Source organism: Variovorax sp. F042 (genome assembly GCF_057814215.1).
The window spans coordinates 1-25,929 of sequence record NZ_JBVASX010000010.1 but is presented as its reverse complement, the minus strand read 5'-3'; the positions used below and the strand labels follow the sequence as shown (position 1 = coordinate 25,929).

27 protein-coding genes are annotated in these 25,929 nt (G+C 65.0%); 25 read left to right on the top strand and 2 right to left on the bottom strand.

Translation table 11 applies throughout. The annotated features are described in order from the left end of the window. Positions 1-14: 14 nt before the first annotated feature. The gene (locus ACZYSP_RS25405; RefSeq protein WP_093078527.1) at positions 15-545 is read right to left on the bottom strand and encodes an ureidoglycolate lyase; all 531 of its coding nucleotides are present in this window, start codon (positions 543-545) and stop codon (positions 15-17) included. A 54-nt stretch (positions 546-599) separates the two neighbouring features. On the opposite strand from ACZYSP_RS25405, the gene ACZYSP_RS25400 reads away from it, so the two are divergent. From ACZYSP_RS25400 to ACZYSP_RS25385, 4 genes are all read left to right on the top strand, one after another. Beyond that, on the top strand, positions 600-938 hold the full coding sequence (locus ACZYSP_RS25400) for a Rieske (2Fe-2S) protein (protein ID WP_093078526.1): 339 nt from the start codon (positions 600-602) through the stop codon (positions 936-938). Positions 939-969: 31 nt separating this feature from the next. After that, complete coding sequence (locus tag ACZYSP_RS25395; protein WP_093056363.1) at positions 970-1,560, top strand: YbhB/YbcL family Raf kinase inhibitor-like protein; 591 nt, start codon at positions 970-972, stop codon at positions 1,558-1,560. Between the two features lie 89 nt (positions 1,561-1,649). Then, complete coding sequence (locus ACZYSP_RS25390) at positions 1,650-3,149, top strand: sensor domain-containing diguanylate cyclase (RefSeq protein ID WP_176928814.1); 1,500 nt, start codon at positions 1,650-1,652, stop codon at positions 3,147-3,149. Positions 3,150-3,211: 62 nt separating this feature from the next. After that, positions 3,212-3,523: a hypothetical protein gene (locus ACZYSP_RS25385; RefSeq protein ID WP_093078524.1), complete on the top strand. Its 312-nt coding sequence runs from the start codon at positions 3,212-3,214 to the stop codon at positions 3,521-3,523. Here the strand turns inward: ACZYSP_RS25385 and ACZYSP_RS25380 are convergent. After that, on the bottom strand, positions 3,499-4,413 hold the full coding sequence (locus tag ACZYSP_RS25380) for a LysR family transcriptional regulator (RefSeq protein ID WP_093056366.1): 915 nt from the start codon (positions 4,411-4,413) through the stop codon (positions 3,499-3,501). The two genes, ACZYSP_RS25385 and ACZYSP_RS25380, sit on opposite strands and share 25 nt — an antisense overlap. A gap of 141 nt (positions 4,414-4,554) precedes the next feature. Here ACZYSP_RS25380 and ACZYSP_RS25375 point away from each other — a divergent pair, with 141 nt between their 5' ends. The 21 genes from ACZYSP_RS25375 (at position 4,555) to ACZYSP_RS25275 (ending at position 25,705) form a co-directional block, all read left to right on the top strand. Further along, positions 4,555-6,690, top strand: coding sequence for a 3-hydroxyacyl-CoA dehydrogenase NAD-binding domain-containing protein (locus tag ACZYSP_RS25375; protein WP_093078523.1), 2,136 nt, complete (start codon positions 4,555-4,557; stop codon positions 6,688-6,690). A gap of 39 nt (positions 6,691-6,729) precedes the next feature. Continuing rightward, on the top strand, positions 6,730-7,920 hold the full coding sequence (locus ACZYSP_RS25370) for an acetyl-CoA C-acyltransferase (protein ID WP_093078521.1): 1,191 nt from the start codon (positions 6,730-6,732) through the stop codon (positions 7,918-7,920). A gap of 10 nt (positions 7,921-7,930) precedes the next feature. Beyond that, entirely contained in the window at positions 7,931-9,139 is a 1,209-nt protein-coding gene (locus ACZYSP_RS25365) for an acyl-CoA dehydrogenase family protein (protein ID WP_093078519.1), read from the top strand. 11 nt (positions 9,140-9,150) lie between these two features. Further along, positions 9,151-10,305 (top strand): acyl-CoA dehydrogenase family protein, encoded by a 1,155-nt coding sequence (locus ACZYSP_RS25360; protein ID WP_093078518.1) that lies wholly within the window; start codon positions 9,151-9,153, stop codon positions 10,303-10,305. Next, complete coding sequence (locus ACZYSP_RS25355; protein WP_093078516.1) at positions 10,302-11,117, top strand: oxepin-CoA hydrolase, alternative type; 816 nt, start codon at positions 10,302-10,304, stop codon at positions 11,115-11,117. Before ACZYSP_RS25360 ends, ACZYSP_RS25355 begins: the two co-directional genes overlap by 4 nt. 70 nt (positions 11,118-11,187) lie before the next feature. Continuing rightward, a complete protein-coding gene (locus tag ACZYSP_RS25350) occupies positions 11,188-12,396 on the top strand; it encodes a CaiB/BaiF CoA transferase family protein (RefSeq protein ID WP_093078515.1) in 1,209 nt (402 codons plus the stop codon). A gap of 40 nt (positions 12,397-12,436) precedes the next feature. After that, the gene (locus tag ACZYSP_RS25345) at positions 12,437-13,441 is read left to right on the top strand and encodes a Bug family tripartite tricarboxylate transporter substrate binding protein (RefSeq protein ID WP_093078513.1); all 1,005 of its coding nucleotides are present in this window, start codon (positions 12,437-12,439) and stop codon (positions 13,439-13,441) included. Between the two features lie 43 nt (positions 13,442-13,484). After that, positions 13,485-15,467 carry an acyl-CoA synthetase gene (locus ACZYSP_RS25340; protein WP_354339499.1) on the top strand — a complete coding sequence of 661 codons (1,983 nt, stop codon included), beginning with the start codon at positions 13,485-13,487 and terminating at the stop codon, positions 15,465-15,467. A gap of 35 nt (positions 15,468-15,502) precedes the next feature. Then, positions 15,503-16,501: a Bug family tripartite tricarboxylate transporter substrate binding protein gene (locus ACZYSP_RS25335; protein ID WP_093078511.1), complete on the top strand. Its 999-nt coding sequence runs from the start codon at positions 15,503-15,505 to the stop codon at positions 16,499-16,501. A 30-nt stretch (positions 16,502-16,531) separates the two neighbouring features. After that, on the top strand, positions 16,532-17,281 hold the full coding sequence (locus tag ACZYSP_RS25330; protein ID WP_440533432.1) for an electron transfer flavoprotein subunit beta/FixA family protein: 750 nt from the start codon (positions 16,532-16,534) through the stop codon (positions 17,279-17,281). A gap of 2 nt (positions 17,282-17,283) precedes the next feature. Further along, positions 17,284-18,216, top strand: coding sequence for an electron transfer flavoprotein subunit alpha/FixB family protein (locus tag ACZYSP_RS25325; protein ID WP_489017279.1), 933 nt, complete (start codon positions 17,284-17,286; stop codon positions 18,214-18,216). A gap of 13 nt (positions 18,217-18,229) precedes the next feature. Further along, the gene (locus ACZYSP_RS25320) at positions 18,230-19,201 is read left to right on the top strand and encodes an NAD(P)H-dependent flavin oxidoreductase (RefSeq protein ID WP_093078506.1); all 972 of its coding nucleotides are present in this window, start codon (positions 18,230-18,232) and stop codon (positions 19,199-19,201) included. Between the two features lie 428 nt (positions 19,202-19,629). Beyond that, entirely contained in the window at positions 19,630-19,899 is a 270-nt protein-coding gene (locus tag ACZYSP_RS25315) for a hypothetical protein (RefSeq protein ID WP_093078505.1), read from the top strand. Positions 19,900-20,436: 537 nt separating this feature from the next. After that, positions 20,437-20,877, top strand: a complete 441-nt coding sequence (locus tag ACZYSP_RS25310) for a GNAT family N-acetyltransferase (RefSeq protein WP_354339565.1) — start codon at positions 20,437-20,439, stop codon at positions 20,875-20,877. 593 nt (positions 20,878-21,470) lie between these two features. Next, on the top strand, positions 21,471-22,004 hold the full coding sequence (locus tag ACZYSP_RS25305) for a SecDF P1 head subdomain-containing protein (protein WP_489017276.1): 534 nt from the start codon (positions 21,471-21,473) through the stop codon (positions 22,002-22,004). A gap of 89 nt (positions 22,005-22,093) precedes the next feature. Continuing rightward, positions 22,094-22,597, top strand: a complete 504-nt coding sequence (locus ACZYSP_RS25300) for a tetratricopeptide repeat protein (protein ID WP_489017274.1) — start codon at positions 22,094-22,096, stop codon at positions 22,595-22,597. A 103-nt stretch (positions 22,598-22,700) separates the two neighbouring features. Further along, on the top strand, positions 22,701-23,000 hold the full coding sequence (locus tag ACZYSP_RS25295) for a hypothetical protein (protein ID WP_093176407.1): 300 nt from the start codon (positions 22,701-22,703) through the stop codon (positions 22,998-23,000). A gap of 402 nt (positions 23,001-23,402) precedes the next feature. Next, positions 23,403-23,768, top strand: a complete 366-nt coding sequence (locus ACZYSP_RS25290) for a hypothetical protein (protein WP_489017272.1) — start codon at positions 23,403-23,405, stop codon at positions 23,766-23,768. A gap of 221 nt (positions 23,769-23,989) precedes the next feature. Then, positions 23,990-24,442 carry an SseB family protein gene (locus ACZYSP_RS25285; RefSeq protein ID WP_489017270.1) on the top strand — a complete coding sequence of 151 codons (453 nt, stop codon included), beginning with the start codon at positions 23,990-23,992 and terminating at the stop codon, positions 24,440-24,442. Between the two features lie 473 nt (positions 24,443-24,915). Then, on the top strand, positions 24,916-25,257 hold the full coding sequence (locus ACZYSP_RS25280) for an SMI1/KNR4 family protein (RefSeq protein ID WP_489017268.1): 342 nt from the start codon (positions 24,916-24,918) through the stop codon (positions 25,255-25,257). A 76-nt stretch (positions 25,258-25,333) separates the two neighbouring features. Further along, positions 25,334-25,705: a hypothetical protein gene (locus ACZYSP_RS25275; protein WP_489017266.1), complete on the top strand. Its 372-nt coding sequence runs from the start codon at positions 25,334-25,336 to the stop codon at positions 25,703-25,705. The last annotated feature ends 224 nt before the right edge of the window (positions 25,706-25,929 follow it).

The following is a 25,929-nucleotide window of genomic DNA, read 5'->3' as shown; positions in this document are numbered from 1 at the left end:
TTCTGCGTCGTCGCCTAACCAGGCAGGCTCGCCAGTTGCACGCTGCCGCTCTGCCGAAGAAAGCAGACGTCGCAATCGACGCCGCCTCCCGCGCGCTCGATCACCACGAAGTCGCCCGCATCTACCGCCAGCAGCGCGTGATGCCAGGTGCCGGGCGCGAGCACCACGCCCTGGCGCCCGTCGGTGACGAAAGCCGCGAGTTGCTGTGCCGAGGTGGGCGCCTCGCCCGCGCGGGCGACCACGATCACGAAGCGCCTGTCGCCCAGCGGCACGAAGGTCTGGCTGCCGAGCGCGTGGCGCTCCATCTCCGACACCTCGTGCGGAAAGCGCCGCGCCTGCGCGCGGAACAGCGCGAGCATCGGCCGTCCGCCTTCGGCGTCTAGCCGCAGGTCGCCGAGCAGGTCGAAGCGCTGTGCATTGCCTCCGTTGATGGGCCGGCCCTCGCCGGTGGGTGCCTCGATCACGGTGCCATACGGGGCAAAGGCATGGGAAGTCAGCGGCTGCGCGACGAGCAACGCTGCGCTGGCGGGAGAAAAATCGTTCATGCCGCAATTGCAGCAGAAAGCATGCCTTCCGCCACGCGAGGGATACTGTTCGCCATGAGCACGACAGAGCCCCAGTTGATCGCCCCGGCGCTTGCCGACGGCGGCCTCGCCGCCATGTTCACGGCACCGGGCGGCGCCCAGGCCTTTGCCGTACGCTGGCAAGGCGGCGTGCACGGCTATCTCAACCAGTGCCCCCATGCAGGCGGGCCGCTTGATTTCGAAGGCCAGGTGCTGGAAAGTTCAGGCCGCTTCCTGATGTGCGCGCGGCACGGCGCCATCTTCGAGCCCGACACCGGCAAATGCGTCGGCGGCCCCTGCCGCGGCGCACGGCTCACGCCGCTGGCGGTGCATGAAAAAGCGGACGGCAGCGTGTGGCTCGGCCAGGCCGAATGAAGACGAAGACAACCCTCCAGGAGAAAAAGATATGCGCAGCAACAACAGGCTTCACCCCCTCACCCTGTCGGTCACGGCCCTCGCCTTCGCCGGCCTCATGGCGGGCTGCACCGGCATGTCGCCCGGCAGCGGCAAGGCCTTCACGGGCATGAAGGTCACGTCGAGCGCCTTCGGCGACAACGGCGTCATTCCGGCCGACTACGCCGGCGCGGGCGACTGCGGCGGCAAGAACGTGTCGCTGCCCGTGGCGTGGAGCAACCTGCCGGCCAAGACCAAGTCGGTCGCCGTGCTGGTGTTCGACCCCGACGGCGCGGCCGGCCTCGGTGTGTCGCACTGGGTGGCCTACAACATCGCGGCCGAGCGTGGCGAGCTCAAGGCGGGCGAAGGCCAGGCGGGCTCGAACTTCAACTTCACCATGGGCCCGAACGTGGCCGGTGCGCCTGCCTATCGCGGCATGTGCCCGCCGGTGGGCGACCGGCCGCATCACTACGTGATGACCGTGGTTGCCACCGACTTCGCACCGGGCAGCCTGCCGGCAGGCCTTGCGCGCGACGCCCTGCTGGCCGCGCTCAAGGGCCATGCACTGGGCGGGCAGAGCGTGGTGGGCCTCTACAGCCGCTGAATGCAGCGGGTGCGCGAGTAATAATTAAGGCTTCAGTTCGCCGGCATTCGTCAGCCATGGCTGCAGCCGCTTCTTCGAAAGCTTCATCGATGGCCCAGCCCGCTGCCGCGTCTTCCCCCTCTTCGGCCCCACCGTCCATCGGCGACCTCGACGCCATGTTCGACCTGGCGCCCGTCTCGCTCTGGATCGAAGACTACGGCGACCTCAAGCGCAAGCTCGACGGCTGGCGCGCCGAGGGCGTGACCAACCTGGTGGCGCACCTGCATGCAGACCCGCAGCGCGTGAGCGACTGCATGGCGCTGCTGAAGGTGCTGCGGGTCAACCAGCACACGCTGAAACTCTTTGCCGCCGACAGCCAGGAAACCCTGCTGGGCGCGCTGGACCGCGTGTTCCGCGGCGACATGTCGGCCACCGTGGTGCACGAGCTCGACCAGCTGTGGCACGGCCAGCTCACCTTCGAGAGCGAGACCGTCAACTACGCGCTCGACGGCCGGCGGCTCGACGTGCGCGTGCGTGCCCGTGTGCTGCCGGGGTACGAAGACAGCTGGAGCCGCGTGCTGGTGTCGCTCGACGACGTTACCGAGCGCGTGGCCGCGCAGCGCCTGCGCGACGAGAGCGCCATGTACGCGCGCAGCCTGTTCGACCGCTCGCCCGTGTCGCTGTGGGTGGAAGACTTCAGCGCGGTGCGCTCGCTGCTCGAGAGCATCCGCGCACGCGGCATCACCGACTTCGCCACCTTCATCAAGGTGCACCCCGACTTCGTCGCGCGCTGCATGCAGGAGATTCGCGTCATCGACGTGAACCACGAAACGCTGCGCATGTTCGGCGCGCCCGACCTGCCCACGCTGCTGGGCAGCATCTCGCGCATCTTCCGCGACGAGATGCGCGAATCGTTCGCCGAGCAATTGCAAGACCTGTGGAACGGCAAGACCGTGCAGCATCGCGAGGTGCTCAACTATTCGCTGTCGGGCGAGGTGCTGAACATCCACATGCAGTTCGCGGTGCAGGAAGACCGGCAGGGCACCTGGGACCTGGTGCTGGTGTCGCTGGTCGACATCACCGCGCGCAAGAAGGCCGAGGCCTATCTGGAGTACCTCGGCAAGCACGACGTGCTCACGCAGCTGTGCAACCGCACCTACTACACCGAGGAGCTGAACCGCCTGTCGCGCAAGGGCCCCTGGCCGGTGTCGATCGTGGCCATCGACCTCAATGGCCTGAAGCAGATCAACGACCATGAAGGCCACGCCGCCGGCGACTCGCTGCTGCGCCGCATGGGCGAGGTGCTCGACAAGGCCGTCGACCCGCCGGCCTGGCCCGCGCGCATCGGCGGCGACGAATTCGCGGTGCTGCTGCCGATGACCGACGAGCGCGGCGCCGAGGCAATGCGCGAGCGCATCCTCACGCTGCTCGAAATGAACAACCAGTTCCACGCGGGGCAAAGCGGCCACGCCTTGAGCCTGGCCATCGGGCTCGCAACCTGCCATGGAGACGAGTCGCTGGAGGTTGCGCTGCAGCGGGCGGACCGGGCGATGTATGTCGACAAGTCACGGCATTACGAGAGTACAGCGGCAGAGCGGCGACAGCTGTAGCCATCAACACCAGGATGGCCAGACCGACAGTGTGTGAAAGTTGCGATTGCTGAAAAGAACCGATGCCCATTGAAGGCCTTGCCGAAGCCCTGATCCGACCCGTGATCGAACTGGTGCTGCAGCCCGTCGCGGAGGCCGTACTGCACCTGGCCGGCTACGTCACCGGATTCATCGTCGTTCCGGTCGCCACACTGGGACTCGTTGTCGTCGAGCAGCCCGAGGAAGGCGTCGACGCGATGACCTCGCGCTGGCTCAGAGCGCCCAGCGGGCGCATCGTGCTCAGCATGGACTGGGGCAGCGTAGTCGGCTTTCTTACCTGGCTGTTGATCGGCGTAGTGGCTCTATTGATCTACTTCACGTCCGGGCCTTCATAGCCAGGCACCCGAACCCGCTCCAGAATGAAATCGATGAACGTCCGGATCGCCCGCGTGTGCTGGCGGTTCGGCATGTAGAGCATGAACATCTGCGTGCCGAAGATGCTCAGGCGCCAGTCGTCGAGCGTGGTCACGACGTCGCCTTTGCGCACGTCTTCCTGCACCACGTAGTCGGGCACGAGCCCGATGCCCAGCCCCGCGAGGATGGCCTGGCGCAGGAACAGGAAGTTTTCCGAGATCAGCGTCGGCTCCAGGATCACTTCGCGCCTCGTCTCGCCTTGGTAGGCCGACACGCGCAGCTGTCGCCCGATGACGGCGGCGGTGACCACCGGCGCGCCCTGCAGTGCGTCCAGCTGCACCGGCAGCGGGTTCTTCGCCGCGTAGTCGGTTGAAGCGCAGGCCACATAACGCACCGGCCCCATCTCGCGCGCCACCAGGTTCTGCGGCGGCTCGGGAATCACGCGGATCGCGATGTCGACTTCGTCGCGCAGCAGGTCTTCGATGCGGTTCTCGAACACCACGTCGAGCACGATGCCGGGGTACTGGCGCTTGAAGTCGATCAGCCAGTCGGCCATCACCAGCTGGCCGTAGCCGCTGGGCACGCTCAGGCGCACGCGGCCCTGCAGGCCCTGCCCCAGCGTCGTTACCGATTCGCGGGCCGCCAGCAGCTCGCCCTGGATGGCCACGCCGTGCTGGTAAAGCCGCAGGCCGATTTCGGTCGGCTCGGCGCGCCGGGTGGTGCGCCGCACCAGCTGCGCGCCCACCGAGCGCTCCAGCTGGTTCAGGTGATAGCTGACGTTGGCGCGGCTCATCTTGAGCCGGCGGGCCGCCGCGCTCAGGTTGCCGGCGTCAAGAATTTCCACCAACAAAGTGAGCGACTGGAGGTCCATGGGCCGATTGTGTCAAAAATTCTTTGACAGTCTGTCAACCGCCTATGCAATTGTCAAAGCGGCGCAGCGGGCAAAGAATGCTGGGTTCACCCCCAGAGCCTCGAACCACACGGTTCGCAACGCAAAGAGACAAGCAAGCACATGGCCACCACAACTCCCAGCCCCTCCACGTCCAACGGTCCCGTCACCTTCCAGCGTCGAGGCGACGTGTTCGTGGTCACCATCGACAACCCGCCCGTCAACGCCCTGGGCGTGGATGTGCGCCGCGGCCTCGTGGGCGCCATCGACGCGGCCGAGGCCGACAGTGCTGCCGCGGCGGTGCTGATCGTCGGCGCGGGCCGCAACTTCATCGCCGGTGCGGACATCCGCGAGTTCGGCAAGACGCCGCAGCCGCCGTCGCTGCCCGAGGTCTGCCTGAAGATCGAGAACTGCACAAAGCCGGTAGTCGCCGCCATCCACGGCGCCGCACTGGGTGGCGGACTCGAAGTGGCGCTGTCGGCGCACTACCGCCTCGCCTCGCCCACCGCCAAGCTCGGCCTGCCCGAAGTGGCACTGGGCCTCTTGCCCGGCTCGGGCGGCACGCAGCGTGCGCCGCGCCTCATCGGCGTGAAGCCCGCGCTCGAGCTGATGCTCAGCGGCCGCCATGCGGGCGCGAAGGAAGCGCTGTCGCTCGGCCTCGTCGACCGCCTCGGCACCGATGCCGACGCGCTGGCTGAAGGCCTTGCCTATGCGCAGGAGTTGATCGCCGCCAAGGCCCCGGTGCGCCGCACGCGCGAAGCCGGCGCGCTGGCCGACAAGGAAGCCAGCCGCGCCGCCCTAGAAGCCGCGCGCGCCGACACCGCGAAGAAGAGCCGCGGCCTGTTCTCGCCGATGAAGATCATCGAAGCCGTCGAGGCCGCGCTCACGCTGCCCTTCGACGAAGGCATGGCGCTGGAACGCAAGCTGTTCCTGCAGTGCATCGACAGCCCGCAGCGCGCCGGCCTGATCCACGCCTTCTTCGCCGAGCGCGAAGTGCTGAAGGCGCCCGAGACCAAGAGCGCGAAGCCGCGCGCGCTGGAGTCGGCCGGCATCATCGGCGGCGGCACCATGGGCGCGGGCATCGCGGTGGCGATGCTCGACGCGGGCATGCCAGTGACCATGATCGAGCGCGACGACGCCCAGCTCGCGCGCGGCCGAGCCAACGTGGAGAAGGTGTACGACGGCCTCATCAAGAAGGGCCGCATGACGCCCGAGGCCAAGGCCGCCGTCATGGCGCGCTTCTCGGGCTCCACGTCTTATGACGCGCTCGCGCAGGTCGACATCGTGGTCGAGGCCGTGTTCGAGGAAATGGGCGTCAAGAAGGCCGTGTTCGCCGAGCTCGACCGCGTGTGCAAGCGCGGCGCGGTGATCGCCACCAATACCTCGTACCTCGACATCGACCAGATCGCTGACAGCATCTCGCGCCCGCAGGACGTGGTGGGCCTGCACTTCTTCTCGCCCGCCAACATCATGAAGCTGCTGGAGATCGTGGTGCCCGCCAAGGTGAGCGCCGACGTGGTCGCCACCGGCTTCGAGCTTGCGAAGAAGCTCAAGAAGGTGCCGGTGCGCGCCGGCGTGTGCGACGGCTTCATCGGCAACCGCATCCTCGCGGTGTACCGCCAGGCCGCCGACCACATGATGGAAGACGGCGCCTCGCCCTATCAGATCGACGAAGCGGTGCGCAACTTCGGCTACCCGATGGGCCCGTTCCAGGTGTCCGACCTGGCCGGCGGCGACATCGGCTGGGCCACGCGCAAGCGCAAGGCCGCCACGCGCGACCCGCAAGCGCGCTACGTGCAGGTGGCCGACCGCATCTGCGAGCGCGGCTGGTTCGGCCAGAAGACGCAGCGCGGCTACTACCTGTACCCCGAAGGCGCGCGCACCGGCGTGCCCGACCCCGAGGTGCTGGCCATCATCGATGCCGAGCGCGAACGCGCGGGCATCAAGCCGCGCGCCTTCACCGAGGAAGAAATCATGCGCCGCTACATGGCCGCGATGGTCAACGAAGGCGCCAACGTCGTGCTCCAGCGCATCGCCCTGCGCCCGCTCGACGTGGACGTGACCTTCCTCTACGGCTACGGCTTTCCGCGCCACCGCGGCGGCCCGATGAAATACGCCGACACCGTGGGACTGCCCAAGGTGCTGGCCGACATCCGCGAGTTCGCCAAGGAAGACCCGATCTTCTGGAAGCCCTCGCCGCTGCTGGTCGAGCTGGTCGCGCAAGGCGCCGATTTCGCCAGCCTCAATCAATCCGAGTAATCAGAGTCCATTCCAGTCAGCCGTCCAGGAGACATTCCCATGCGTGAAGCCGTCATCGTTTCCACCGCCCGCACCCCGCTCACCAAGGCGCACCGCGGCGAATTCAACATCACCCCCGGCCCCACGCTGGCGGCCTTCGCGGTGAAGGCTGCGGTCGAGCGCTCCGGCCTCGATGCGGCGCTGATCGAGGACGCGATCCTCGGCTGCGGCTACCCCGAAGGCACCACCGGCCGCAACATCGCGCGCCAGGCCATCATCCGCGCGGGCCTGCCGATCAGCATCGCCGGCACCACGGTCAACCGCTTCTGCGCCTCGGGCCTGCAGGCGATTGCAATGGCCGCGGGCCGCATCGTGGTGGACGGCGCGCCGGCCATGATCGCGGGCGGCGTCGAAAGCATCTCGCAGATCCGCTCGCGCAGCGCCACCGACAGTGGCGACAGCGGCATGGACCCGTGGATCGTCGAGCACAAGCCCGAGCTGTACATGGCGATGATCGAAACCGCCGACATCGTGGCAAAGCGCTACGGCATTACCCGCGAGGCGCAGGACCGCTTCTCCGCCGAGAGCCAGCGCCGCACCGAAGAAGCGCAGATCGCCGGCCGCTACAAGGACGAGATCGTCGCCTGCACCACCACGATGGCCGTGACCGACAAGGAGACGAAGGAGGTCACCTACCGCGAAGTCACCGCCACCGAAGACAACTGCAACCGCCGCGGCACCACCTACGAGGCGCTCGCCAAGCTGAAGCCCGTGATGGGCGAGGACAAGTTCGTCACCGCAGGCAACGCCTCGCAGCTGTCGGACGGCGCATCGGCCTGCGTGCTGATGGAAGCCAAGGACGCCGAGCGCGCCAACATCAAGCCGCTGGGCGCCTTCCGCGGCCTCGCAGTTGCCGGTTGCGAGCCCGACGAAATGGGCATCGGTCCGGTGTTCGCAGTGCCCAAGCTGCTCGCGCGCCACGGCCTCAAGGTGCAGGACATCGGCCTGTGGGAGCTCAACGAAGCCTTCGCCTCGCAGTCGATCTACTGCCAGGACAAGCTGGGCATTCCGTCAGAGCTTCTGAACGTGAACGGCGGCGCAATCTCCATCGGCCACCCCTTCGGCATGACCGGTGCGCGCCTCACGGGCCACGTGCTCATCGAAGGCAAGCGCCGCGGCGCAAAGTACGCCGTGGTCACGATGTGCATCGCCGGCGGCATGGGCGCGGCCGGCCTGTTCGAAATCTATTGAGGAGCCTGCGATGGACCTGAACTTCACCCCCGAAGAAGAAGCCTTCCGCAGCGATGTGCGCGCCTTCCTGGCCGACAAGCTGCCCGTGCGGCTGTCGGAGAAAGTGCGCGGCGGCAAGATCCTTGAGAAGGCCGACATGCAGGAGTGGCACGCCATCCTCAACGAGCGCGACTGGCTGGCCAACCACTGGCCCGAGCAGTACGGCGGCCCGGGCTGGACGGCAGTAGAGAAGTTCATCTTCGAGAACGAATGCGCTCTGGCCTTCGCGCCGCGCATCGTGCCCTTCGGCGTGAACATGCTCGGCCCGGTGCTCATCAAGTACGGCAACGAGGCGCAGAAAAGCTACTGGCTGCCGCGCATCCTGAACGGTGCCGACTGGTGGTGCCAGGGCTATTCGGAACCCGGCGCAGGCTCCGACCTGGCAGCCGTGAAGACCTCGGCCGTGCGCGGCATCGACGCGCAAGGCGACCACTACATCGTGAACGGCCAGAAGACCTGGACCACGCTGGGCCAGCACGCCAACATGATCTTCTGCCTGGTGCGCACGAATCGCGAGGCGAAGAAGCAGGAAGGCATCAGCTTCCTGCTGATCGACATGAACTCGCCCGGCGTGGAAGTGCGCCCGATCATCACGCTCGACGGCGAGCATGAAGTCAACGAGGTGTTCTTCTCCGACGTGCGCGTGCCCGCCGAGAACCTCGTGGGCGAAGAGAACAAGGGCTGGACCTGCGCCAAGTACCTGCTGACCTACGAGCGCACCAACATCGCGGGCGTGGGCTTCTCGGTGGCCGCGCTCGAACAGCTCAAGGGCATTGCCGCCACGCAGACGAAAAACGGCAAGCCCCTGGCCGAAGACCCGGCCTTTGCAGCGCGCATGGCGCGCGTCGAGATCGACCTGGAGAACATGAAGACCACCAACCTGCGCGTGATCGCGGCGGTGGCCGGCGGCGGTGTGCCCGGCGCGGAAAGCTCGATGCTGAAGATCCGCGGCACCGAGATCCGCCAGGAAATCTCTTCGCTGGCCCGCCGCGCGATGGGCGTGTACGGCCGCCCCTTCATCGCAGAAGCGCTGAAGGACGGCTTCACGGGCGAGACCTTCGGACCAGCTTATGCATCGGCTGCCGCCTCGCGCTACTTCAACAACCGCAAGCTGTCGATCTTCGGCGGCTCGAACGAAATCCAGAAGAACATCATCAGCAAGATGATCCTGGGCCTGTAAGGAGACATGCAATGAACTTCGAACACACCGAAGACCGGCGCATGCTCGCCGACAGCCTGAACCGCTTCATCACCGAGCAGTACGCGTTCGACGCGCGCGACCGCATCGCGAAATCGGAGCACGGGTTCAGCAAGGAAATCTTCCAGCAGTTCGCCGAACTGGGCGTGATTGGCGCGCTGTTCAGCGAGGCCGATGGCGGCTTCGGCGGCGGCGGTTTCGACATCGCGGTGGTCTTCGAGGCACTGGGCCGCGGCCTGGTGGTAGAGCCGCTGCTGGGCGCGGTGATGGTCGGCGAGGCGATCAGCGCCACCGGCACCGACGCGCAGAAGGAAAAGCTCGGCGACATCATCAACGGCGTGACCGTGGCAGCCTTTGCGCACGACGAGGCCGACACGCACTACGAGCGCACGCGCGTGGCCACCAAGGCCGAGCGCAGTGGCGATGGCTGGGTGCTCCACGGCGCCAAGGCTGTCGTGCCGCAGGGCGAGCAGGCCGACCTGTTCCTCGTCTCCGCCCGAACCTCGGGCAAGGTGGACGACGAAGCCGGCATCTCGCTGTTCCTCGTGCCCGCGAAGACGGCAGGCCTCACGGTGCGCGGCTGCCCCGCCATCGACGGTGGCCGTGTCGCCGAACTCTCGTTCGACGGCGTGAAGCTGGGCGCCGATGCACTGCTGGGCACCGAAGGCCAGGGCCACGCTACGCTGGAACGCGCCATCGGCCGCGGCGTGCTCGCACTGTGCGCCGAAGCGCTGGGCGCGATGGAGGCGGCCAAGACCGCGACGCTGGAGTACCTGCGCACGCGCAAGCAGTTCGGCACGCTGATCGGCAGCTTCCAGGCCCTGCAGCACCGCATGGCCGACCTGCTGCTGGAGATCGAACAGGCCCGCTCGGCCGTCATCAACGCCGCGGCAGCCATCGACACCGGCGACCGCCTGACGCGCGAGCGTGCGCTGTCGGCCGCCAAGTTCAGCATCGGCCGCATCGGCGCGCTGGTGGCGGAAGAAAGCATCCAGATGCACGGCGGCATCGGCATGACGTGGGAGCTGCCGATGCCCCACTACGCCAAGCGCCTCGTGATGATCGACCACCAGCTGGGCGACGAAGACCATCATCTGCAGCGCTACATTGCCCTTGGCAAAGAGTCCGGCAAGGAGCTCGCGGCATGAGCGAAAACAAGACCGTGCTGATCTCGCAGGAAGGCGCCGTACGCATCCTGACCAACAGCAACCCCGGCGCACGCAACGCGATCACGCCGACGCTGTACGCCGAGCTGTCGGTCGCGCTTGCCGACGCACAGAACGACCCCGAGGTCGGCGCCATCGTCTTCACCGGCGCGGGCGACTTCTTCTGCTCAGGCGGCGACCTCAACCTGCTGGCCAAGCGCCGCGAGCTGCCCGCCTCGGAGCGCCGCGAGAAGCTCGAAGGCCTGCACGACCTGATCCGCGCGATCCGCGATTCCGGCAAGCCCGTGATCGCGGCGGTCGAAGGCGGCGCAGCCGGTGCTGGACTGTCTATGGCGCTGGCCTGCGACATGCTGGTGTCGGCGCGCGACGCCTTCTTCACCGTCGCCTACGTCAAGGTCGGCCTCACGCCGGACGGCGGCGCCACGGCCTTCCTCTCGGAGTTCGTCTCGCGCCAGGTGCTGACCGAGATGTGCCTCACCGGCGACCGCATGCCGGCCGAGCGCCTGCACGCGCTGGGCGCGGTCAACCGCCTGACCGACAAGGGCGCGGCGCTGGCCGAAGCCATCGCGCTCGCAGCCAAGGTGGCAAGCGGCCCGCAACGCGCGAGCGCCCGCATCAAGACGCTGTGCCGCCAGGCACACCGCGCCACGCTGGAAGAGCAGCTCGACGCCGAGGCCGTGTTCATGGTCGAGTCGCAGGCGGATGCTGAAGCGGCCGAAGGCATCGGCGCGTTCCTCGGCAAGCGCAAGGCCGACTTCGTCGCGCTGCGCCGACAGAAGCAGGACGCGTCCTGACACGCGCCGTGCTCACCCTTCCAACCTCTTGCACGCAGGTGCGGAGGTTTTTCGTCTTTCTGGAGCTGCCATGTCTTCGCTGAATTCCTCGCTGCCGCTTGCCGGCGTGCGCGTCCTCGATCTGTCCCGCATCCTCGCGGGCCCCTGGTGCGGCATGGTGCTGGCCGACATGGGTGCCGAAGTCATCAAGGTGGAGCACCCCGGCCGCGGCGACGACACGCGCGACTGGGGCCTGCGTGTCGGCAAGACCGAGACCGCCTACTTCAACAGCGTGAACCGCAACAAGCGCTCGGTCACGCTCGACCTGCAGACGCCCGAAGGCCAGCAGCTCGCGCGCGACCTCGCGAAGCAATGCGACGTGGTGATCCAGAACTTCAAGTTCGGCGGCATCGACAAGCTGGGCCTGGGCTACGAACAGCTGAGCAAGGAGCAGCCGGGCCTCATCTACTGCTCGATCTCGGGCTACGACCGCACCGGCCCCGAAGCCGCACGGCCGGGTTATGACCTCGTGGTGCAAGGCGAAGCCGGCCTGATGGCGCTGAACGGCGAAGCCAACCAGCCGCCGCTGAAGTTCGGCGTGGCTGCCGTCGACCTGTTCACCGGCATGTACTCGGCGCAGGCCATCCTGGCGGCGCTGTACCAGCGCGAGAAGACCGGCAAGGGCCGGCATGTCGAGATGGCGCTGTTCGACTGCGGCCTGATGATCACCGCCTACTACGGCCTCGAAGCGCTGCTGATGGGCGAAGACCCGCCGCGCTACGGCAACTCGCACCCGTCGATCGTGCCCTACGGCGTGTTCGATGCGGCCGACGGCCCGCTGGTCATCACGGTGGGCAACAACGCGCAGTTCGCACGCTTCTGCACCGACGTGATCGAACGGCCCGACCTCGCTGCCGACGAGCGCTTCAAGACCAACATCCTGCGTTCGGCCAACCGCGCGGTGCTGCTGCCCGAGCTGCACGCCGAGCTGGCGAAGCGCCAGCGCGCCGACCTGCTCGCGAAGCTCACCGCCTCGGGCATTCCGTGCGGCGAAGTGCTGGGCCTGCTCGAAGCGCTGCAATCGAAGCGGGCGACCGATGCCGGCCTGGTCACCACGCAGCCGCACCCGGTGGCCGGCACGGTCAACGTGCTGGCGCCGCCCTACCGTTTCGACGGCGAGCGCCTGCCAGTGCGCAGCGCGCCGCCCACACTGGGCGAAGGCACGCACGACGTGCTGCAGTCCCTGCTCGGCCTGTCGGATGAAAAGCTGGCCGCGCTCAAAACAAGTGGCGTCGTCTGAAGAAGACAGACGCCCGCATTTCCAAAGTAGACAAGACCCAATGGCATCCTTTTCTTCCCTTCGCAGTTCCCTTCGCAGTCCCGTTCGCCGCGCCCTTCTCGCACTCGCCTTGCCCCTGGTGGCCGGCACCGCCTTCGCGCAGGCCTGGCCCGCCAAGCCGATCACGCTGATCGTGCCCTTCCCGCCCGGCGGCCCGACCGACGTGGCCTCGCGCATCGTGGCGCAGAAGATGTCGGTCGCGCTCAAGCAGAGCATCGTGATCGACAACCGCAGCGGCGCATCGGGCACCGTGGGGGCTGCTGCCGCGGCCCGCGCCGCGCCCGATGGCTACACCTTCGTGATGCTGGCCACGCCCACGCTGCTGGCCTCGCACCTGTACGGCCCCACCGGCTACGACATCTTCAAGAACTTCACGCCCGTGGGCTCGGTGTACGACCTGCCGATCGTGCTGGTGGTCAACCCCAAGTCGCTGCCCGACGTGACCGGCGTGCAGGGCCTGATCGCCAAGGCCAAGGCCGAAGGCGGCAAGCTCAACTACACGAGCGCGGGCGCCGGTAGCTTCGGCCACCTGACGACCGAGCAGCTGAAGACCATCGGCAAGTTCGACATGCAGCACGTGCCCTACCGCGGCAGCGCGCCGGCCGTCACCGACCTGATCGGTGGCCAGGTGCCCGCGATGTTCTCCGACCTCGTGGGCGTGCTGCCGCACATCAAGGCCGGCAAGCTGCGCGCCATCGCGGTCGGCTCGGGCCAGCGCGTGAGCCTGCTGCCCGATGTGAAGACGGTGGCTGAGCAAGGATTCCCCGGCTTCGACGCAACCTCGTGGGGCGGCCTGCTGGCGCCGGCCGGCACGCCCAAGGACGTGATCGACCGCATGAGCGCCGAACTCAAGACCGCGCTGGCCGACAAGGAAGTGCAGGACAAGCTCCAGAGCGTCGGCACCTTCTCGGCCTACCGCACGCCCGAGCAGACGGGCGTGCGCATGCGCGAGGACTTCGAGCGCTGGGGCAAGGTCATTCGCGACAACCACATCACGAACCAGTAAAACTGGCCGGGCCGGCAGGGCGACAACACCAAGGAGACAAGACATGACAGACAAGCACGACAACAACTACAGCACCCCCGTCGGCGCGCCCTTCCGCCCCGCCCTTCCCGTTCGCAGCCTCGCCGACATCCGCAAGCTCGAAGAGACGCCGCTGGAGCAGGCGCTCACGGTGCGCAGCACCTACGAGATCTTCCGCAACGCGGGCCACGCCTTCGGCGACAAGACGGCGCTGACCTTCCTGCGCACCGGCAACCCGGCCGACGAACCCATTCGCTGGTCGTACGCCGAACTGCTCGCGCGCATCCACCAGACCGCGAACATGCTGCACACGCTGGGTGTGGGGCCTGACGACGCGGTGGCGGTGCTGCTGCCCGGTTGCCTGGAGTACCACCTCGCGCTGTGGGGCGGCGAGGCGGCCGGCATCGTGCAGCCGCTGAACCCGCTGCTCACCGACGAGAAGCTGGTCGCACTGATGACCGCGGGCCGCGCCAAGGTGCTGATCGCCTACGGCTCGGACAGCGAATCGGGCATGTGGTCGAAGGCGATGCGCCTGCGCGGCCAGGTGCCGACGCTGACCACGGTGCTGCGCGTGGCGCCGCACGACGAGGCACCCGGCACTGCCGGCACGCTGCCTGGAGCAGGATCGGACAGCGCGACCGCGCTGCCGGGCGTTGCCGAGTTCGACGTGCTGCGCGCCGCGCAACCCGACGACCGCCTCGTGAGCGGCCGCGACATCGCGCCTTCCGACATCGCCGCCTACTTCCACACCGGCGGCACCACGGGTGCTCCGAAGCTTGCGCGCCACAGCCACGGCGCGCAGGTGTTCACGGCCTGGGCCAGCGTGCAGGTCGCGGGCATGAACGAGAACGGCATCTCCATCAACGGCTATCCGCTGTTCCACGTGGCGGGCGTGCTGCCGGCCTCGCTGTCGTCGCTGTCGGCCGGTGTGGAAGTGATCATTCCGACGCCCTCGCTGCTGCGCAACAAGGAGGTGCTGGCCAACTACTGGAAGCTGGTGGCGAAGTACCGCCCGACCTCGCTGTCGGCCGTGCCTACCGTGCTCGCGGCGCTGGCCAACGTGCCGCTAGCCGGCGCGGACATTTCATCGATCACCTACTGCCGCACCGGCGCCGCCGTGCTCGCGCCCGAGCTGGCCGCGCGCTTCGAGCGCCTGTTCGGCCTGCACGTGCACGAGAGCCTGGGCATGACGGAGATGGCCGGCATCTCGACCATCACACCGCCGGGCGTCGACGGGCCCGCCGGCTGCGTGGGCTTTCGCCTGCCCTACATGCAGATGCGCGTGGTGGCGCTCGACGAGAACGGCAACGCCAGCGACCGCGAGGTGGCGCCCGGCGAACAGGGCATGGTGCTGTTCAAGTCGCCCAACGTGTTCTCCGGCTTCGTGGACCCGGCCGACAACGCCAAGGCCTTCACGGCCGACGGCTGGCTCGCGACCGGCGACCTGGGCTGGATCGACAGCGAAGAGCGGCTCAACCTCACGGGCCGCTCGAAGGACCTGATCATCCGCAGCGGCCACAACATCGACCCCAAGACCATCGAGGACGCGCTGGGCGCGCATCCGGCCGTGCAGCTGTGCGCCGCGGTCGGCGCGCCCGATGCCTATGCGGGCGAACTGCCGGTGATCTTCGCGACGCTGGTGCCCGGCGCCTCGGCAACGGAAGAAGAGCTGCTGGCCTTCACCGCCGAGCGCGTGGACGAAGCGCCCGCAAAGCCCAAGTGGGTGTCGGTGATCGAGACCATGCCGATGACCAACGTCGGAAAGATCTACAAGCCCGAGCTGCGCGCGATGGCCGCACGCCAGGTGGTGAGCGCGACAGTCGTCGAGGTGTGCGTTTCGCTCGGCCTGCCCGAGGCCGCGCGCCCCGTCGTCAAGACCGAAGGCGAGAGCCTCGTGCGCGTGCTGATCGACAACGCGGCAGCGGGCGCACTGGCCGCATCGCTTCAGGAGCGGCTGCAGAAGGCGCTGGAGCCGCTGCCCTTCAAGACGCGCATCGGGGCGCAGTGATTTTTGAAACCAAGACAGAGAGACAGAGACAAGCCATGACCATCCGCCTTCCGAACCGCCGCGCCCTGCTGTGCGCCGCCGCTTCCGTCGCCACGCTGTGCGCGCTGCCTGCGGCAAATGCCCAGACCGCCTACCCCAACAAGCCGATCCGCATGGTCGTGCCCTTCGCCGCCGGCGGCGCCACCGACGTGCTTGCGCGCGTGATCGGCCAGAAGATGTCGGCCGGCCTGGGCCAGCCCGTCATCATCGACAACAAGCCCGGCGCGGCCGGCATCATCGGCACCGACGCGGTCGCCAAGGCTGCGCCCGATGGCTACACCATCGTGCTGGGGCTGAGCAATTCGCTGATGACCAACGAGTTCTTGTACGAGAAGCTGCCCTACGACACACAGCGCGACCTCACGCTGGTCTACCAGATCGCGATGGCGCCGCTGGTGCTGGTGGTGCACCCGAGCGTTCCCGTGAAGACCGGCCCCGAGCTGCTGAAGTACGTCACCGCCAACAAGGGCAAAGTGGCCTACGGCTCGTACGGCGTGGGCGCATACCCGCACCTGGCTGGCGCGCACATGAGCCTGGCGACGCAGTCCGACATGAACCACGTCGCCTACAAGGGCGAGGCGCCGATGATGCAGGACCTGATCGGCGGCCAGATCCAGATGGCTTATGCCAGCGCGCTGGTGGCCAAGCCGCACATCGACTCCGGGAAGATCCGCGCCATCGGCGTGAGCGGCGAGCGCCGCATGAGCACGCTGCCCAACGTGCCTACGCTGGCAGAGCAGGGCCTGAAGGACGAGGCCTACCGCGTGACGGGCTGGCTCGCCATCGCAGCTCCTGCAAAGACACCGAAACCCATCGTGAACCGCATCGCCGAAGAAGTGCGCAAGGCCACGCAGCAGCCCGACGTGCGCGAACGCGTGGCAGCCATGGGCTTCGAGATCAAGGACAGCTCGCCCGAACTCTTCGCTACCGCCTGGAAGGCGGAGCGCCCGGTGTGGGAGCGCCTCATCAAACAGTCGGGCGCCAAGCTCGAGTAATCCATTTCTTCGTCATTCAAAGGAACAGCCATGAAAGTTCTTGTGCCCGTGAAACGGGTCGTCGACTACAACGTGAAAGTGCGCGTCAAGAGCGACGGCACCGGAGTGGACATTGCCAACGTCAAGATGAGCATGAACCCCTTCGACGAGATCGCCGTTGAAGAAGCCGTGCGCCTGAAGGAAAAGGGCGTGGTCACTGAAGTGATCGCAGTCTCCTGCGGTGATGCCAAGTGCCAGGAAACCCTGCGCACCGCCATGGCCATCGGTGCCGACCGCGGCATCCTCGTGGAAACCACCGAAGAACTGCAGCCCCTGGCCGTCGCCAAGTTGCTCAAGGCGCTGGTGGACAAGGAGCAGCCGTCTCTCATCATCCTGGGCAAGCAAGCCATCGACGACGACGCCAACCAGACCGGCCAGATGCTGGCGGCTCTTGCTGACCTGCCCCAGGCCACCTTCGCCTCCAAGGTCGAAGTCGCTGGCGACAAAGCCACCGTCACCCGCGAAGTCGACGGCGGCCTGGAAACCATCTCCCTCACGCTGCCGGCCGTCATCACCACCGACCTGCGCCTGAACGAGCCGCGCTACGTCACCTTGCCCAACATCATGAAGGCCAAGAAGAAGCAGCTCGACGTCTTCAAGCCCGAAGATCTGGGCGTCGATGTGAAACCCCGCCTGAAGACCCTGAAGGTCTCGGAGCCCCCGAAGCGCGGTGCCGGCATCAAGGTGCCTGACGTTGCAACGCTGGTGGACAAACTGAAGAACGAAGCGAAGGTGATCTGAACATGACCGCACTTGTTATTGCCGAACACGACCACGCGACCGTCAAGCCCGCGACCCTGAACACCGTGACCGCTGCACTCGCCTGCGGCGGCGATGTCCACGTGCTGGTGGCCGGCGCCAATGCCGCCGAAGCCGGCAAGGCCGCCGCGCAAATCGCCGGAGTCTCCAAAGTCATCGTGGCCGACAGCCCCAGCCTCGCTGAAAACCTGGCCGAGAACGTCGCCGCTCAAGTGCTGGCGATCGCATCCAACTACAGCCACATCCTGTTCCCCTCGACCGCCAACGGCAAGAACGTCGCTCCGCGCGTGGCTGCCAAGCTCGATGTGGCCCAGATCAGCGACATCACCAAGGTCGACAGCCCCGACACCTTCGAGCGCCCGATCTATGCAGGCAACGCCATTGCCACCGTGCAGAGCAGTGATGCAACCAAGGTGATCACGGTTCGCACGACCGGCTTCGACGCCGCAGCCGCCACGGGTGGCAGCGCTGCAGTTGAAACGGCCGAAGGCGTCGCAGACAGCGGCAAATCGAGCTTCGTGGGCCGTGAAGTCACCAAGAGCGAACGCCCCGAGCTGACCGCAGCCAAGATCATCGTCTCGGGTGGCCGAGCCCTGGGCAGCGCCGAGAAGTTCACCGAAGTGATGGCCCCTCTGGCCGACAAGCTCAACGCAGGCCTTGGCGCCAGCCGCGCAGCCGTCGACGCAGGCTACGCCCCCAACGACTGGCAAGTGGGCCAGACCGGCAAGATCGTCGCCCCGCAGCTGTACATCGCAGCAGGCATCTCCGGCGCCATCCAGCACTTGGCCGGCATGAAGGACTCCAAGGTGATCGTGGCGATCAACAAGGACGAAGAAGCCCCGATCTTCTCGGTGGCCGACTACGGCCTCGTGGCCGACCTGTTCACGGCTGTGCCGGAACTGGTGAAGGCGCTGTAAGGGGTCTTCGACGATGAAGACCCGCATCACCGAACTGCTCGGCATCCGCTACCCAATCATCCAGGGCGGCATGCAATGGGTGGGCCGCGCCGAGCTGGCCGCGGCCGTGTCGAACGCCGGGGGCCTCGGCATCGTTACCGCGCTGACGCAGCCCACGCCCGACGACCTGCGCAACGAAATCGCGCGCACCCGCACGTTGACCGAAAAGCCCTTCGGCGTGAACCTCACGATCCTGCCGGCGGTAAAGCCGCCGCCGTATGCCGAGTACGTGCAGGCCATCATCGACAGCGGCATCAAGATCGTGGAGACCGCGGGCAACAGCCCGAAGGACTTCATCGAGGCGTTGAAGCGCCATCACGTGAAGATCGTGCACAAGTGCACCTCCGTGCGCCATGCGCTGTCGGCAGAGCGCAATGGCGTCGATGCCGTATCGGTCGACGGCTTCGAATGCGCGGGCCATCCTGGCGAGGACGACGTGCCCGGCCTTGTGCTGCTGCCCGTGGCGGCGCGCAAGCTGCGCATTCCGATCATCGCGTCGGGTGGCATTGCCGACGGGCGCGGCATGGCGGCTGCGCTGGCGCTAGGCGCCGAGGGCGTGAACATGGGCACGCGCTTCTGCGTGACGAAGGAAGCGCCGATCCACGACAACATCAAGCAAGCGCTGGTCGCTGCAACCGAGCGCGACACGAAGCTGATGTTCCGCACCCTGCACAACACGGCGCGCGTGTTCCGCAACGCCATCTCCGAAGAGGTGGTGGCCACGGAGAACCGCCCGGGCGGCTGCGAGTTCGAGGACGTGCGCCCGCTGGTGGCTGGTGCGCGGGGCCGTGCGGCGCTGGAGTCTGGCGAGGTGCACAACGGCGTGGTCTCGGCCGGGCAGTGCATCGGGCTGATCGACGACATTCCGACTTGTGCCGAGCTGCTCGAGCGCATGGTGCGTGAGTGCCGGGAGCATCTGGAGCGGGCGCGGGCCTGGATGGACTGAAGCTTTTGGATTGCATCGGGGGGCGCTCACGCCGACGGGGTACCTTGCTCCGCGAATGTCCCCCGGCCTTCGGCCTCCTCCTTTATTTCGCTGCGCAAGGCACCCCGCCAGCGTGAGCGGTCAGTGCCGCTGCGGAAGCTGCATTTGTTGGCGGTCGCTGGGACTTCATGCTGCATTGAGCGGCTGCTTTGCCCAGTTCTTCTCTAGAGTGGATGCCCCTGTCACTCGATACCCCACCAAGGGAAGAAGAAAGGCGCAACACACCAAGCCACCACTGAGATGTTTGAAGGCTGCTTGCCTCGCGGCAGGTTGTCGGTGCGAAAGCAGCGATGCAAATGCGAGGTATCAAAAGGCGACGGCCAAGGTGTTACTAGCACCCCAGCCGTCTAACCAAGTTCGTGCACACCCCCTAAAGGAACCGCACAAAAATGGCTACCAAGACTATAGCCCGGCCTCACACGCCGGTAGCTTCCGAAGACAACGCCCAAGACCCGGCGGATCTTCTCGAAAACACCCTCTCTCAACTCGAAGCTCTACTGTGGGTCTGCCACGGGGAAGACATCGACTGGTGCAGCGGGGATGGGCCTCGACGATTGGACAACCTGCTTTGGCTTGCGGCTGAACTGGCTCGCAAGGCGGGGGAGCTGTTTCAGATGAGCGAGAAGGCGCGGCGCGGGGCGCTTGAGACCGGCAGTTAGTGGCTGGTCTGCGGGCTGCGGGTTCGCGGCCCGCCTAACGAACGAGGGCTTTGGGGTGCCACCCGAGGACGAAGTACTTCCCGCGGCGCTCGCGCGATCGGCACAATGCGGCCACAACAGGACTATTACGTTGTTCACGCTAGGAGCACTCATTGAGCCTGCCTGATACGAAAGAGGCCATTCGCCGTCGGCTCTTCATCGCAGCTGTTCGCAGCGGCAACCAGACGCCGCAGTTTGGCTTTCAGCTCTGCCCCAACTGCGGCGGCCGAGGCTCCATTTGCATGGAGCGAGAAGTGGGTGAGCGTTGGAGTGCGGCATTCGAGGAGTGCCCGGAATGCCAAGGTGAGACCATAGTCCCTACATAGCAACTCAAGTGATAGAGCCGATCTAAAAGCCCCGCGGCGCGTCTGCTTTTGAGTCGCTGCTACTTCCGCTCAGGGCCCTTCGCGACGACAACGCGTCCGGCTACAGTCGGCCAGAAGCGGACCTTCCAACGAACCTTGCCCAACCTAGCCTCTCGTAACGACCCTTCATCGAATGGAAAACATCACATCACTATCTCTGAAGAACATTTCTGAGTTCGTGCCGCTGTATCGCTCAGTGTTTAATGCGCCCCCTTGGAATGACGGCTGGACGGAGGAAGCAGTTGCAGAGCGGCTTACAAGTTTTGCGCAATCCCCCGCGTTTCAAGGCATGGGCCTGTCAATGCATGGAGAAGCCATCGGCCTTGTTCTCGGCTGGGGCGAGCGTTGGGTGCAGAGTTGGGTTTTTCACATCAAAGAGATGTGTATCCATGAACGTTACCAACAGCAAGGATTCGGAGCGAAGCTTATGCGCGGCTTCGAGGAACACCTTCAAGCGCGCGGATTCATGAGTGCGAATCTTCAAACAGGCGAATCAGCTCCTGCGAGGAAATTTTACGAAAGCCTCGGCTACAAGCAGTGCGGATACGTAAGCCTACTCAAGAAGCTCGGTTGAAGCTGTACGTCGGCACAGGGCCCGTTCTCGACGGTTGCGCGACCGGCTACAGTCGGCCAGAACCGGGCATTCACCGCGTCGGGCAAAATTCGGCCAGGAACAGTCGTTGAAGGCGGTGGCACTGATACTGGAGCAGTTGATTGCAAAAGCACCAGAGAAAGAAGCGCGGCATGCCACGTGATTTGGTTGCGGCTCTCGTCGTCGTCACATTTGGCTTAGCTGGCGTACTTTTCACCCTCTATGGCGACAAGTGGTTCGGCTCACCTGCGCAGCGATGCCATGATTCTTGTGCTACTCAAAACAAGGAGGGTGTGATGGCTCTTGTGTATCCAAGGACAATGACAGGCTCTAAGGATGGCCCTCGCGAATGCCATTGCCGTTGAGATCAACCGTAGCTGAGCCACTGCTTTCTGGTGTCGTTTCTCGCCGCGTCTGGTCCAACGCTCTGAGCACCTTTGCGGCTTCAGTCGGCCAGAAGCGGAAGTTCGGGACGGACCTTTAGTTTTCCCCCGAGAGCTCCTTGCGGGGCCTCTCCCTCTCTCCGACCGCCACGGTAGCCACGCTGCTACTATTTGAGCGAGGAGAGGACTCTGATGAGACTTAGGCTTTGGGGAACTGTGTTGTTCGCGACGTTGGTGGGATGTGCATCTGTGCCAGCCCCGCAGCCCACCTCCGCTAGAACGGCCAACCAGAGCAGAACGCCTCCGGCACACGCGGTCGACTTCAAGGTGAAGCGAGCAACAAGCGGTTTCGAGCCTCAGGACAAGGTCTTGAACATCGGGGCGAGCCGCCTCACTGACCGGAACGGGCGAAAGTGGACGGCCTACGATCCCGAGATACTGAACAGTCGTCACGTCGCATCTGCTGTCGTTGTCCCGCCGCTTCCGGAAGAAGGACGTTACGCTGAACCTCGCCTGAAGGTCGTGCTTAGTCCAGAAGGCCACGTAGCCCTCGAGAAGGCGACCGGTCAGATTGTCGGGCAGACCATTGTGGTTCTGATAGATGGCGAAATACGGTCTGTGGCGGTCGTCCGTAGTGCCATCACGAGTGGCTCGCTCCAACTGACCATTGACGGGGCCAAGCCGCGAGAGCTGGAGCTGCTCGCTCAGGGGCTTGGGGGCGTATGAAGTCAGAGGGGCAACTCGCGGCCACAAGCAGCCGGTCGCGTCACCGGCACAATCCGGCTAAACGGCGTCGTTCACAGCGGAGAGATGGCATGGTGTTTGGATGGTTCAGGAAGGACAAGAAGCCCACGCCGGCCCGAGCGGATGAAGCCGCCTCGCGGGCCGCTGCCGGACTGGAGCTCACTGACGAGATCCATGGCGAGATCAAGCGCCTGTGCGCGGTGGGCGATCAGCAGGCAAAGCGCGCTGAGTACGGCCTCGCCCTGACGTCTTACTGGGAAGCGTTTGACCTGGTGCCAGAACCCAAGACGGACTGGGACGCGAGCACATGGATCCTGGCCGCGATCGGCGACGCCAACTTTCTCGGTCACGACTTCACCGCAGGGCGAGACAACCTCTCGTTTGCGATGCGGTGTCCGGATGCGATTGGAAACCCGTTTCTGCACCTTCGACTTGGGCAGTGTCAGTTCGAGCTCGATGCACTGGACAGAGCCGCCGATGAACTGACGCGCGCATACATGGGCGGTGGACTAGGACTGTTCTCAGCGGAGGAGCCGAAGTACTTGGCATTCTTGAAGACCAGAATCACGATCTAGCGCTACAAACCTCGAAAACTCACGTCGACGACATTCGGCCAAGAGCCGACATTTGGCATCGCCCCTCCATCGCGCCGATAACCAACGCTCCAAGGCGAAAATCATGTCCAACGCTGACGACATGTGGCCCTTCGAAGACCCTCCGAACCTAGCATGTTTCACCGTGAGGTCGATCATGAATGGGGCCGCGCCAATCCTCTACGTTTCCCATGATGCAGACGATGGCGCTTGGCAGATGCTGACGAGCGATGCCGCTGATATGTCGCAAGCGATGCTTGTGGCTCTGGCGCAATTGGTAGCGCGCGACAGAACCCTAGTTGAACTGGCAGACCTGCCACTCGGATGGACCGCCTCGCGTGCGGACGCGGGCTCGCCTTGGGTGCGCCGGGCTGGAGCCAACTGAAGAGCGCTATTCGGCCAGAACCGGTCGTTCGACGGCGAGGCAGAATTTGCGCCGAAGAGCAACCACCCTCTATCGAATACGGAGAATCCCATTTCGTACCACGCCAAGGAATACGAAGTTTATGTCGTGCTCGGCGCACCTGGCGTGTTGCCATGGGCATGGTCGGTGTGGCGAGAGATTGCGCCGCTACTGTCCCCCTTTGTGGGCTCTCCTCGAGGAAAACCGTTTGTCCGTTCGAGCCAGACGATGGGCCTTGGAAAACAGCACCGGTCGGTGGCGTTCGGTCGAATGGGGTGGGACCAAAAGTCACACGCCAGTTGGACTCACGGTTCACCTACGAGCAGCCCCGACGCAGAGACTTGGAATTTCGTTGGAACCGAAGTCTGGGCGCCTTCTTGGAACGTGTGCGAGAAGAACCTCGAGGCTCCGGATTTCTACATGCACCTCCTTTGCGCGCCGCCCTGCAAGCAGGACCACTCACCTCAATTCAGCTCCATTCTCGTCGTCGCGTTCGCTGCGTCCTCCGCTGGTGCTCGCCGAGTCGAACTGCGTGCTGCGATGACCACCATTGCGAAGCTCCTGGACAGTCCCTTCTCGGTGTGGAAGCATCGCGCTTGGGGCATCCCGGTTGGCCTTTCCGGCGGCTTTCGGGACGCTGTGCAGGATTTCGGAGTCGGTTCCGGCCTCTTCAAGAATGCAGACCCTCACGAACGGCAGCTGGGCCTGGACACCTTCACCGAGACTTGGGCGACCCTCTACCAGAATTGAACAACCGGGACCTGCAACCGCGGACAGAATTCGGCCAGAACCGGCCGTTCGGCGACTGAGCTCAATTTTCCTCATCGCAGACCTTCGCGGCGCGCACACAACGAATTCTGTAGGGGTTGGGAGCTCCTCGCTCTGAAGCGTGTGCACACGAACCAACCTAGCATCAACAATCTGCAGGGCGCTAAGGGTCTGTCGCAACAATCAGCGTCAATCGAATCACGATGGGAATCTTCTCTCTATTTGCTGGTGCCAAGGCCGCACCAAAACTCGATCTCGAGGACCTCATCTACAACGTAGCGGAGTTCCAGCGCGACGAAGATTTCCAAGAGCTGTATCGTCGAATGAAGAACGGGGAGGTGTTTGTTCCTGTCGTTCAGTCTTCGCTTCCCCCCGATGCGCGGCCAGGGCAAAGGATCATCACGGATTCATCAAATTCCATTCGGATGCACTCAATGCGCGCCCCAGATGGTCAGTTATTGATTCCTTGCGCGACCCGGCAAGATTCGTCAATCCTGAAAGGCGGCTATGTCGGTATGCGCTGGGAAGGATTCCTAGAAATGTCGCTGAAGGTAGACCCACCACCATATGGTGTCCTCCTCCAGGGGCAGCGGTCTTGGATTGCATTTGATCTGGCCCGCGTTCGTCGCGTCCTTCAGGTGACCTCAAGAAAGTGATGTCAACGCGTGTGCGCTCTTCATTTGATCAGCCACAATGGGCCGACAGCCGTTGTCGGCCAGGAGCAGGCGCTGCACCATGCCATCAGATCCCGAGTTCATTCGCTTTCTACCGGCACTGGAGTCACCGTACTCGGTGTACTCCGGATTGATGCCAGCACGCGAGATTCTTCTCGGCGCTCTGAATTGCCCGACCGGCTACTGGCCGGCACTTGCTGTGGGGTGGCTCGAAGAAGGCGCTCCGGTCGACTCCGAAATCGCGGCGAGGCTCGAAGCTATCGGTCGGGGACGACAGTACGAGCAAAGAACCCGGCATCGTAGTGTCGCCCTGCACAAAAGGTGGGTAAAAGCTCAAGAGCAGTGACGCTGCGAAGTTGCCGGATGCCTGCTTTCGAGCAAGCCAAAATGACTGCTAGGCGCCCTTTGCACGGGCGACGTGCTTGGCTACAGTCGGCCAGAACCAGACATCGCCAATGACCATTCAGCTGCCCACCGCCTACCCCGTTTTCATCGATACGAACGGTTTGTTCGAGGGCTTCGCTGTCTTGGCGGGCGAAGAACACTACGTGGTCCTCTGGGGCGGAGATGAGATAGCTGCCTCCAACCCAGAAATGGAAGTAGATGTGTATGCGCCGGGCTTCGTCGCTTTCGCTGGGAACGGCGGCGGCGAAATTTATGCCTTCGATAAAGCGGGCGCCGTCTTCATGCTGCCGATGATCGGAATGGGGCCAGAGGCTGCAATCAAGGTGGCTGATGACTTCCTCGAATTTGCACGGGGCTTTCAGTGGGCAGTCGCACCGGGCAGCCCCCCGTAGACGCTTGTATACGGCCAGTGCCTGACAGCCGACCAAGCTTTTCAACTTTCCTATCCGACATTTTTTCCTCCGAACCATGTCCAAGGTTGCTTTCTTCCTCATTGACGCTGGGCCAAAGAAGACACAGGTCTTGAAGGCAATTCGGGACGTTTTTCAGCTGGGATATGCCGACATCCAAGAGAATGCATCCGCATCGACGCCGTTGGTCGTTCGTCCGCTCTTTGATCGAGCGAACCGCGACTTTCCCGAATTACTTCTCGGGCTTCTGCTGAAGTTGAACCAATTGGGTGCTGCCGTGGCGACCTACCAGTTGCTTGATCATCAGTGCTACGACGCTGAGATCAAGTACTACGAGATCACCGCAGATCGTCTCCGAAACGCCATCGTCGCCAACAGGCAATCGCTCGCCGAGCAGAGGTTTCTAGGCTCCCTGGAAGGCACTGACTGAGCGACACAGCTGAAGGCCCGCTACTGAGGAATCTGGACGACAGCTAAGGGCCCGAAGGCGACGGTCAGACGTCGTGACTCAAAGACAGCTCGCAGTCGAGGCTGTGTGGAAACAGCTGCATTGATGGGGCGCGCCAGATCCGTTGGGCCGGCGGACTCAGTTCCAACCGGAATTCTCGGCCGTCTCTACAAGACGCGAGTCGGCTCCTACGACTTCATCTCTGC

What these genes read in the sequence shown, in the direction of transcription:
- ACZYSP_RS25405 (WP_093078527.1), bottom strand. Translation starts at nt 545, where the DNA reads ATGAACGATTTTTCTCCCGCCAGCGCAGCGTTGCTCGTCGCGCAGCCG.
- ACZYSP_RS25400 (WP_093078526.1), top strand. Translation starts at nt 600, where the DNA reads ATGAGCACGACAGAGCCCCAGTTGATCGCCCCGGCGCTTGCCGACGGC.
- ACZYSP_RS25395 (WP_093056363.1), top strand. Translation starts at nt 970, where the DNA reads ATGCGCAGCAACAACAGGCTTCACCCCCTCACCCTGTCGGTCACGGCC.
- ACZYSP_RS25390 (WP_176928814.1), top strand. Translation starts at nt 1,650, where the DNA reads ATGGCCCAGCCCGCTGCCGCGTCTTCCCCCTCTTCGGCCCCACCGTCC.
- ACZYSP_RS25385 (WP_093078524.1), top strand. Translation starts at nt 3,212, where the DNA reads ATGCCCATTGAAGGCCTTGCCGAAGCCCTGATCCGACCCGTGATCGAA.
- ACZYSP_RS25380 (WP_093056366.1), bottom strand. Translation starts at nt 4,413, where the DNA reads ATGGACCTCCAGTCGCTCACTTTGTTGGTGGAAATTCTTGACGCCGGC.
- ACZYSP_RS25375 (WP_093078523.1), top strand. Translation starts at nt 4,555, where the DNA reads ATGGCCACCACAACTCCCAGCCCCTCCACGTCCAACGGTCCCGTCACC.
- ACZYSP_RS25370 (WP_093078521.1), top strand. Translation starts at nt 6,730, where the DNA reads ATGCGTGAAGCCGTCATCGTTTCCACCGCCCGCACCCCGCTCACCAAG.
- ACZYSP_RS25365 (WP_093078519.1), top strand. Translation starts at nt 7,931, where the DNA reads ATGGACCTGAACTTCACCCCCGAAGAAGAAGCCTTCCGCAGCGATGTG.
- ACZYSP_RS25360 (WP_093078518.1), top strand. Translation starts at nt 9,151, where the DNA reads ATGAACTTCGAACACACCGAAGACCGGCGCATGCTCGCCGACAGCCTG.
- ACZYSP_RS25355 (WP_093078516.1), top strand. Translation starts at nt 10,302, where the DNA reads ATGAGCGAAAACAAGACCGTGCTGATCTCGCAGGAAGGCGCCGTACGC.
- ACZYSP_RS25350 (WP_093078515.1), top strand. Translation starts at nt 11,188, where the DNA reads ATGTCTTCGCTGAATTCCTCGCTGCCGCTTGCCGGCGTGCGCGTCCTC.
- ACZYSP_RS25345 (WP_093078513.1), top strand. Translation starts at nt 12,437, where the DNA reads ATGGCATCCTTTTCTTCCCTTCGCAGTTCCCTTCGCAGTCCCGTTCGC.
- ACZYSP_RS25340 (WP_354339499.1), top strand. Translation starts at nt 13,485, where the DNA reads ATGACAGACAAGCACGACAACAACTACAGCACCCCCGTCGGCGCGCCC.
- ACZYSP_RS25335 (WP_093078511.1), top strand. Translation starts at nt 15,503, where the DNA reads ATGACCATCCGCCTTCCGAACCGCCGCGCCCTGCTGTGCGCCGCCGCT.
- ACZYSP_RS25330 (WP_440533432.1), top strand. Translation starts at nt 16,532, where the DNA reads ATGAAAGTTCTTGTGCCCGTGAAACGGGTCGTCGACTACAACGTGAAA.
- ACZYSP_RS25325 (WP_489017279.1), top strand. Translation starts at nt 17,284, where the DNA reads ATGACCGCACTTGTTATTGCCGAACACGACCACGCGACCGTCAAGCCC.
- ACZYSP_RS25320 (WP_093078506.1), top strand. Translation starts at nt 18,230, where the DNA reads ATGAAGACCCGCATCACCGAACTGCTCGGCATCCGCTACCCAATCATC.
- ACZYSP_RS25315 (WP_093078505.1), top strand. Translation starts at nt 19,630, where the DNA reads ATGGCTACCAAGACTATAGCCCGGCCTCACACGCCGGTAGCTTCCGAA.
- ACZYSP_RS25310 (WP_354339565.1), top strand. Translation starts at nt 20,437, where the DNA reads ATGGAAAACATCACATCACTATCTCTGAAGAACATTTCTGAGTTCGTG.
- ACZYSP_RS25305 (WP_489017276.1), top strand. Translation starts at nt 21,471, where the DNA reads ATGAGACTTAGGCTTTGGGGAACTGTGTTGTTCGCGACGTTGGTGGGA.
- ACZYSP_RS25300 (WP_489017274.1), top strand. Translation starts at nt 22,094, where the DNA reads ATGGTGTTTGGATGGTTCAGGAAGGACAAGAAGCCCACGCCGGCCCGA.
- ACZYSP_RS25295 (WP_093176407.1), top strand. Translation starts at nt 22,701, where the DNA reads ATGTCCAACGCTGACGACATGTGGCCCTTCGAAGACCCTCCGAACCTA.
- ACZYSP_RS25285 (WP_489017270.1), top strand. Translation starts at nt 23,990, where the DNA reads ATGGGAATCTTCTCTCTATTTGCTGGTGCCAAGGCCGCACCAAAACTC.
- ACZYSP_RS25280 (WP_489017268.1), top strand. Translation starts at nt 24,916, where the DNA reads ATGACCATTCAGCTGCCCACCGCCTACCCCGTTTTCATCGATACGAAC.
- ACZYSP_RS25275 (WP_489017266.1), top strand. Translation starts at nt 25,334, where the DNA reads ATGTCCAAGGTTGCTTTCTTCCTCATTGACGCTGGGCCAAAGAAGACA.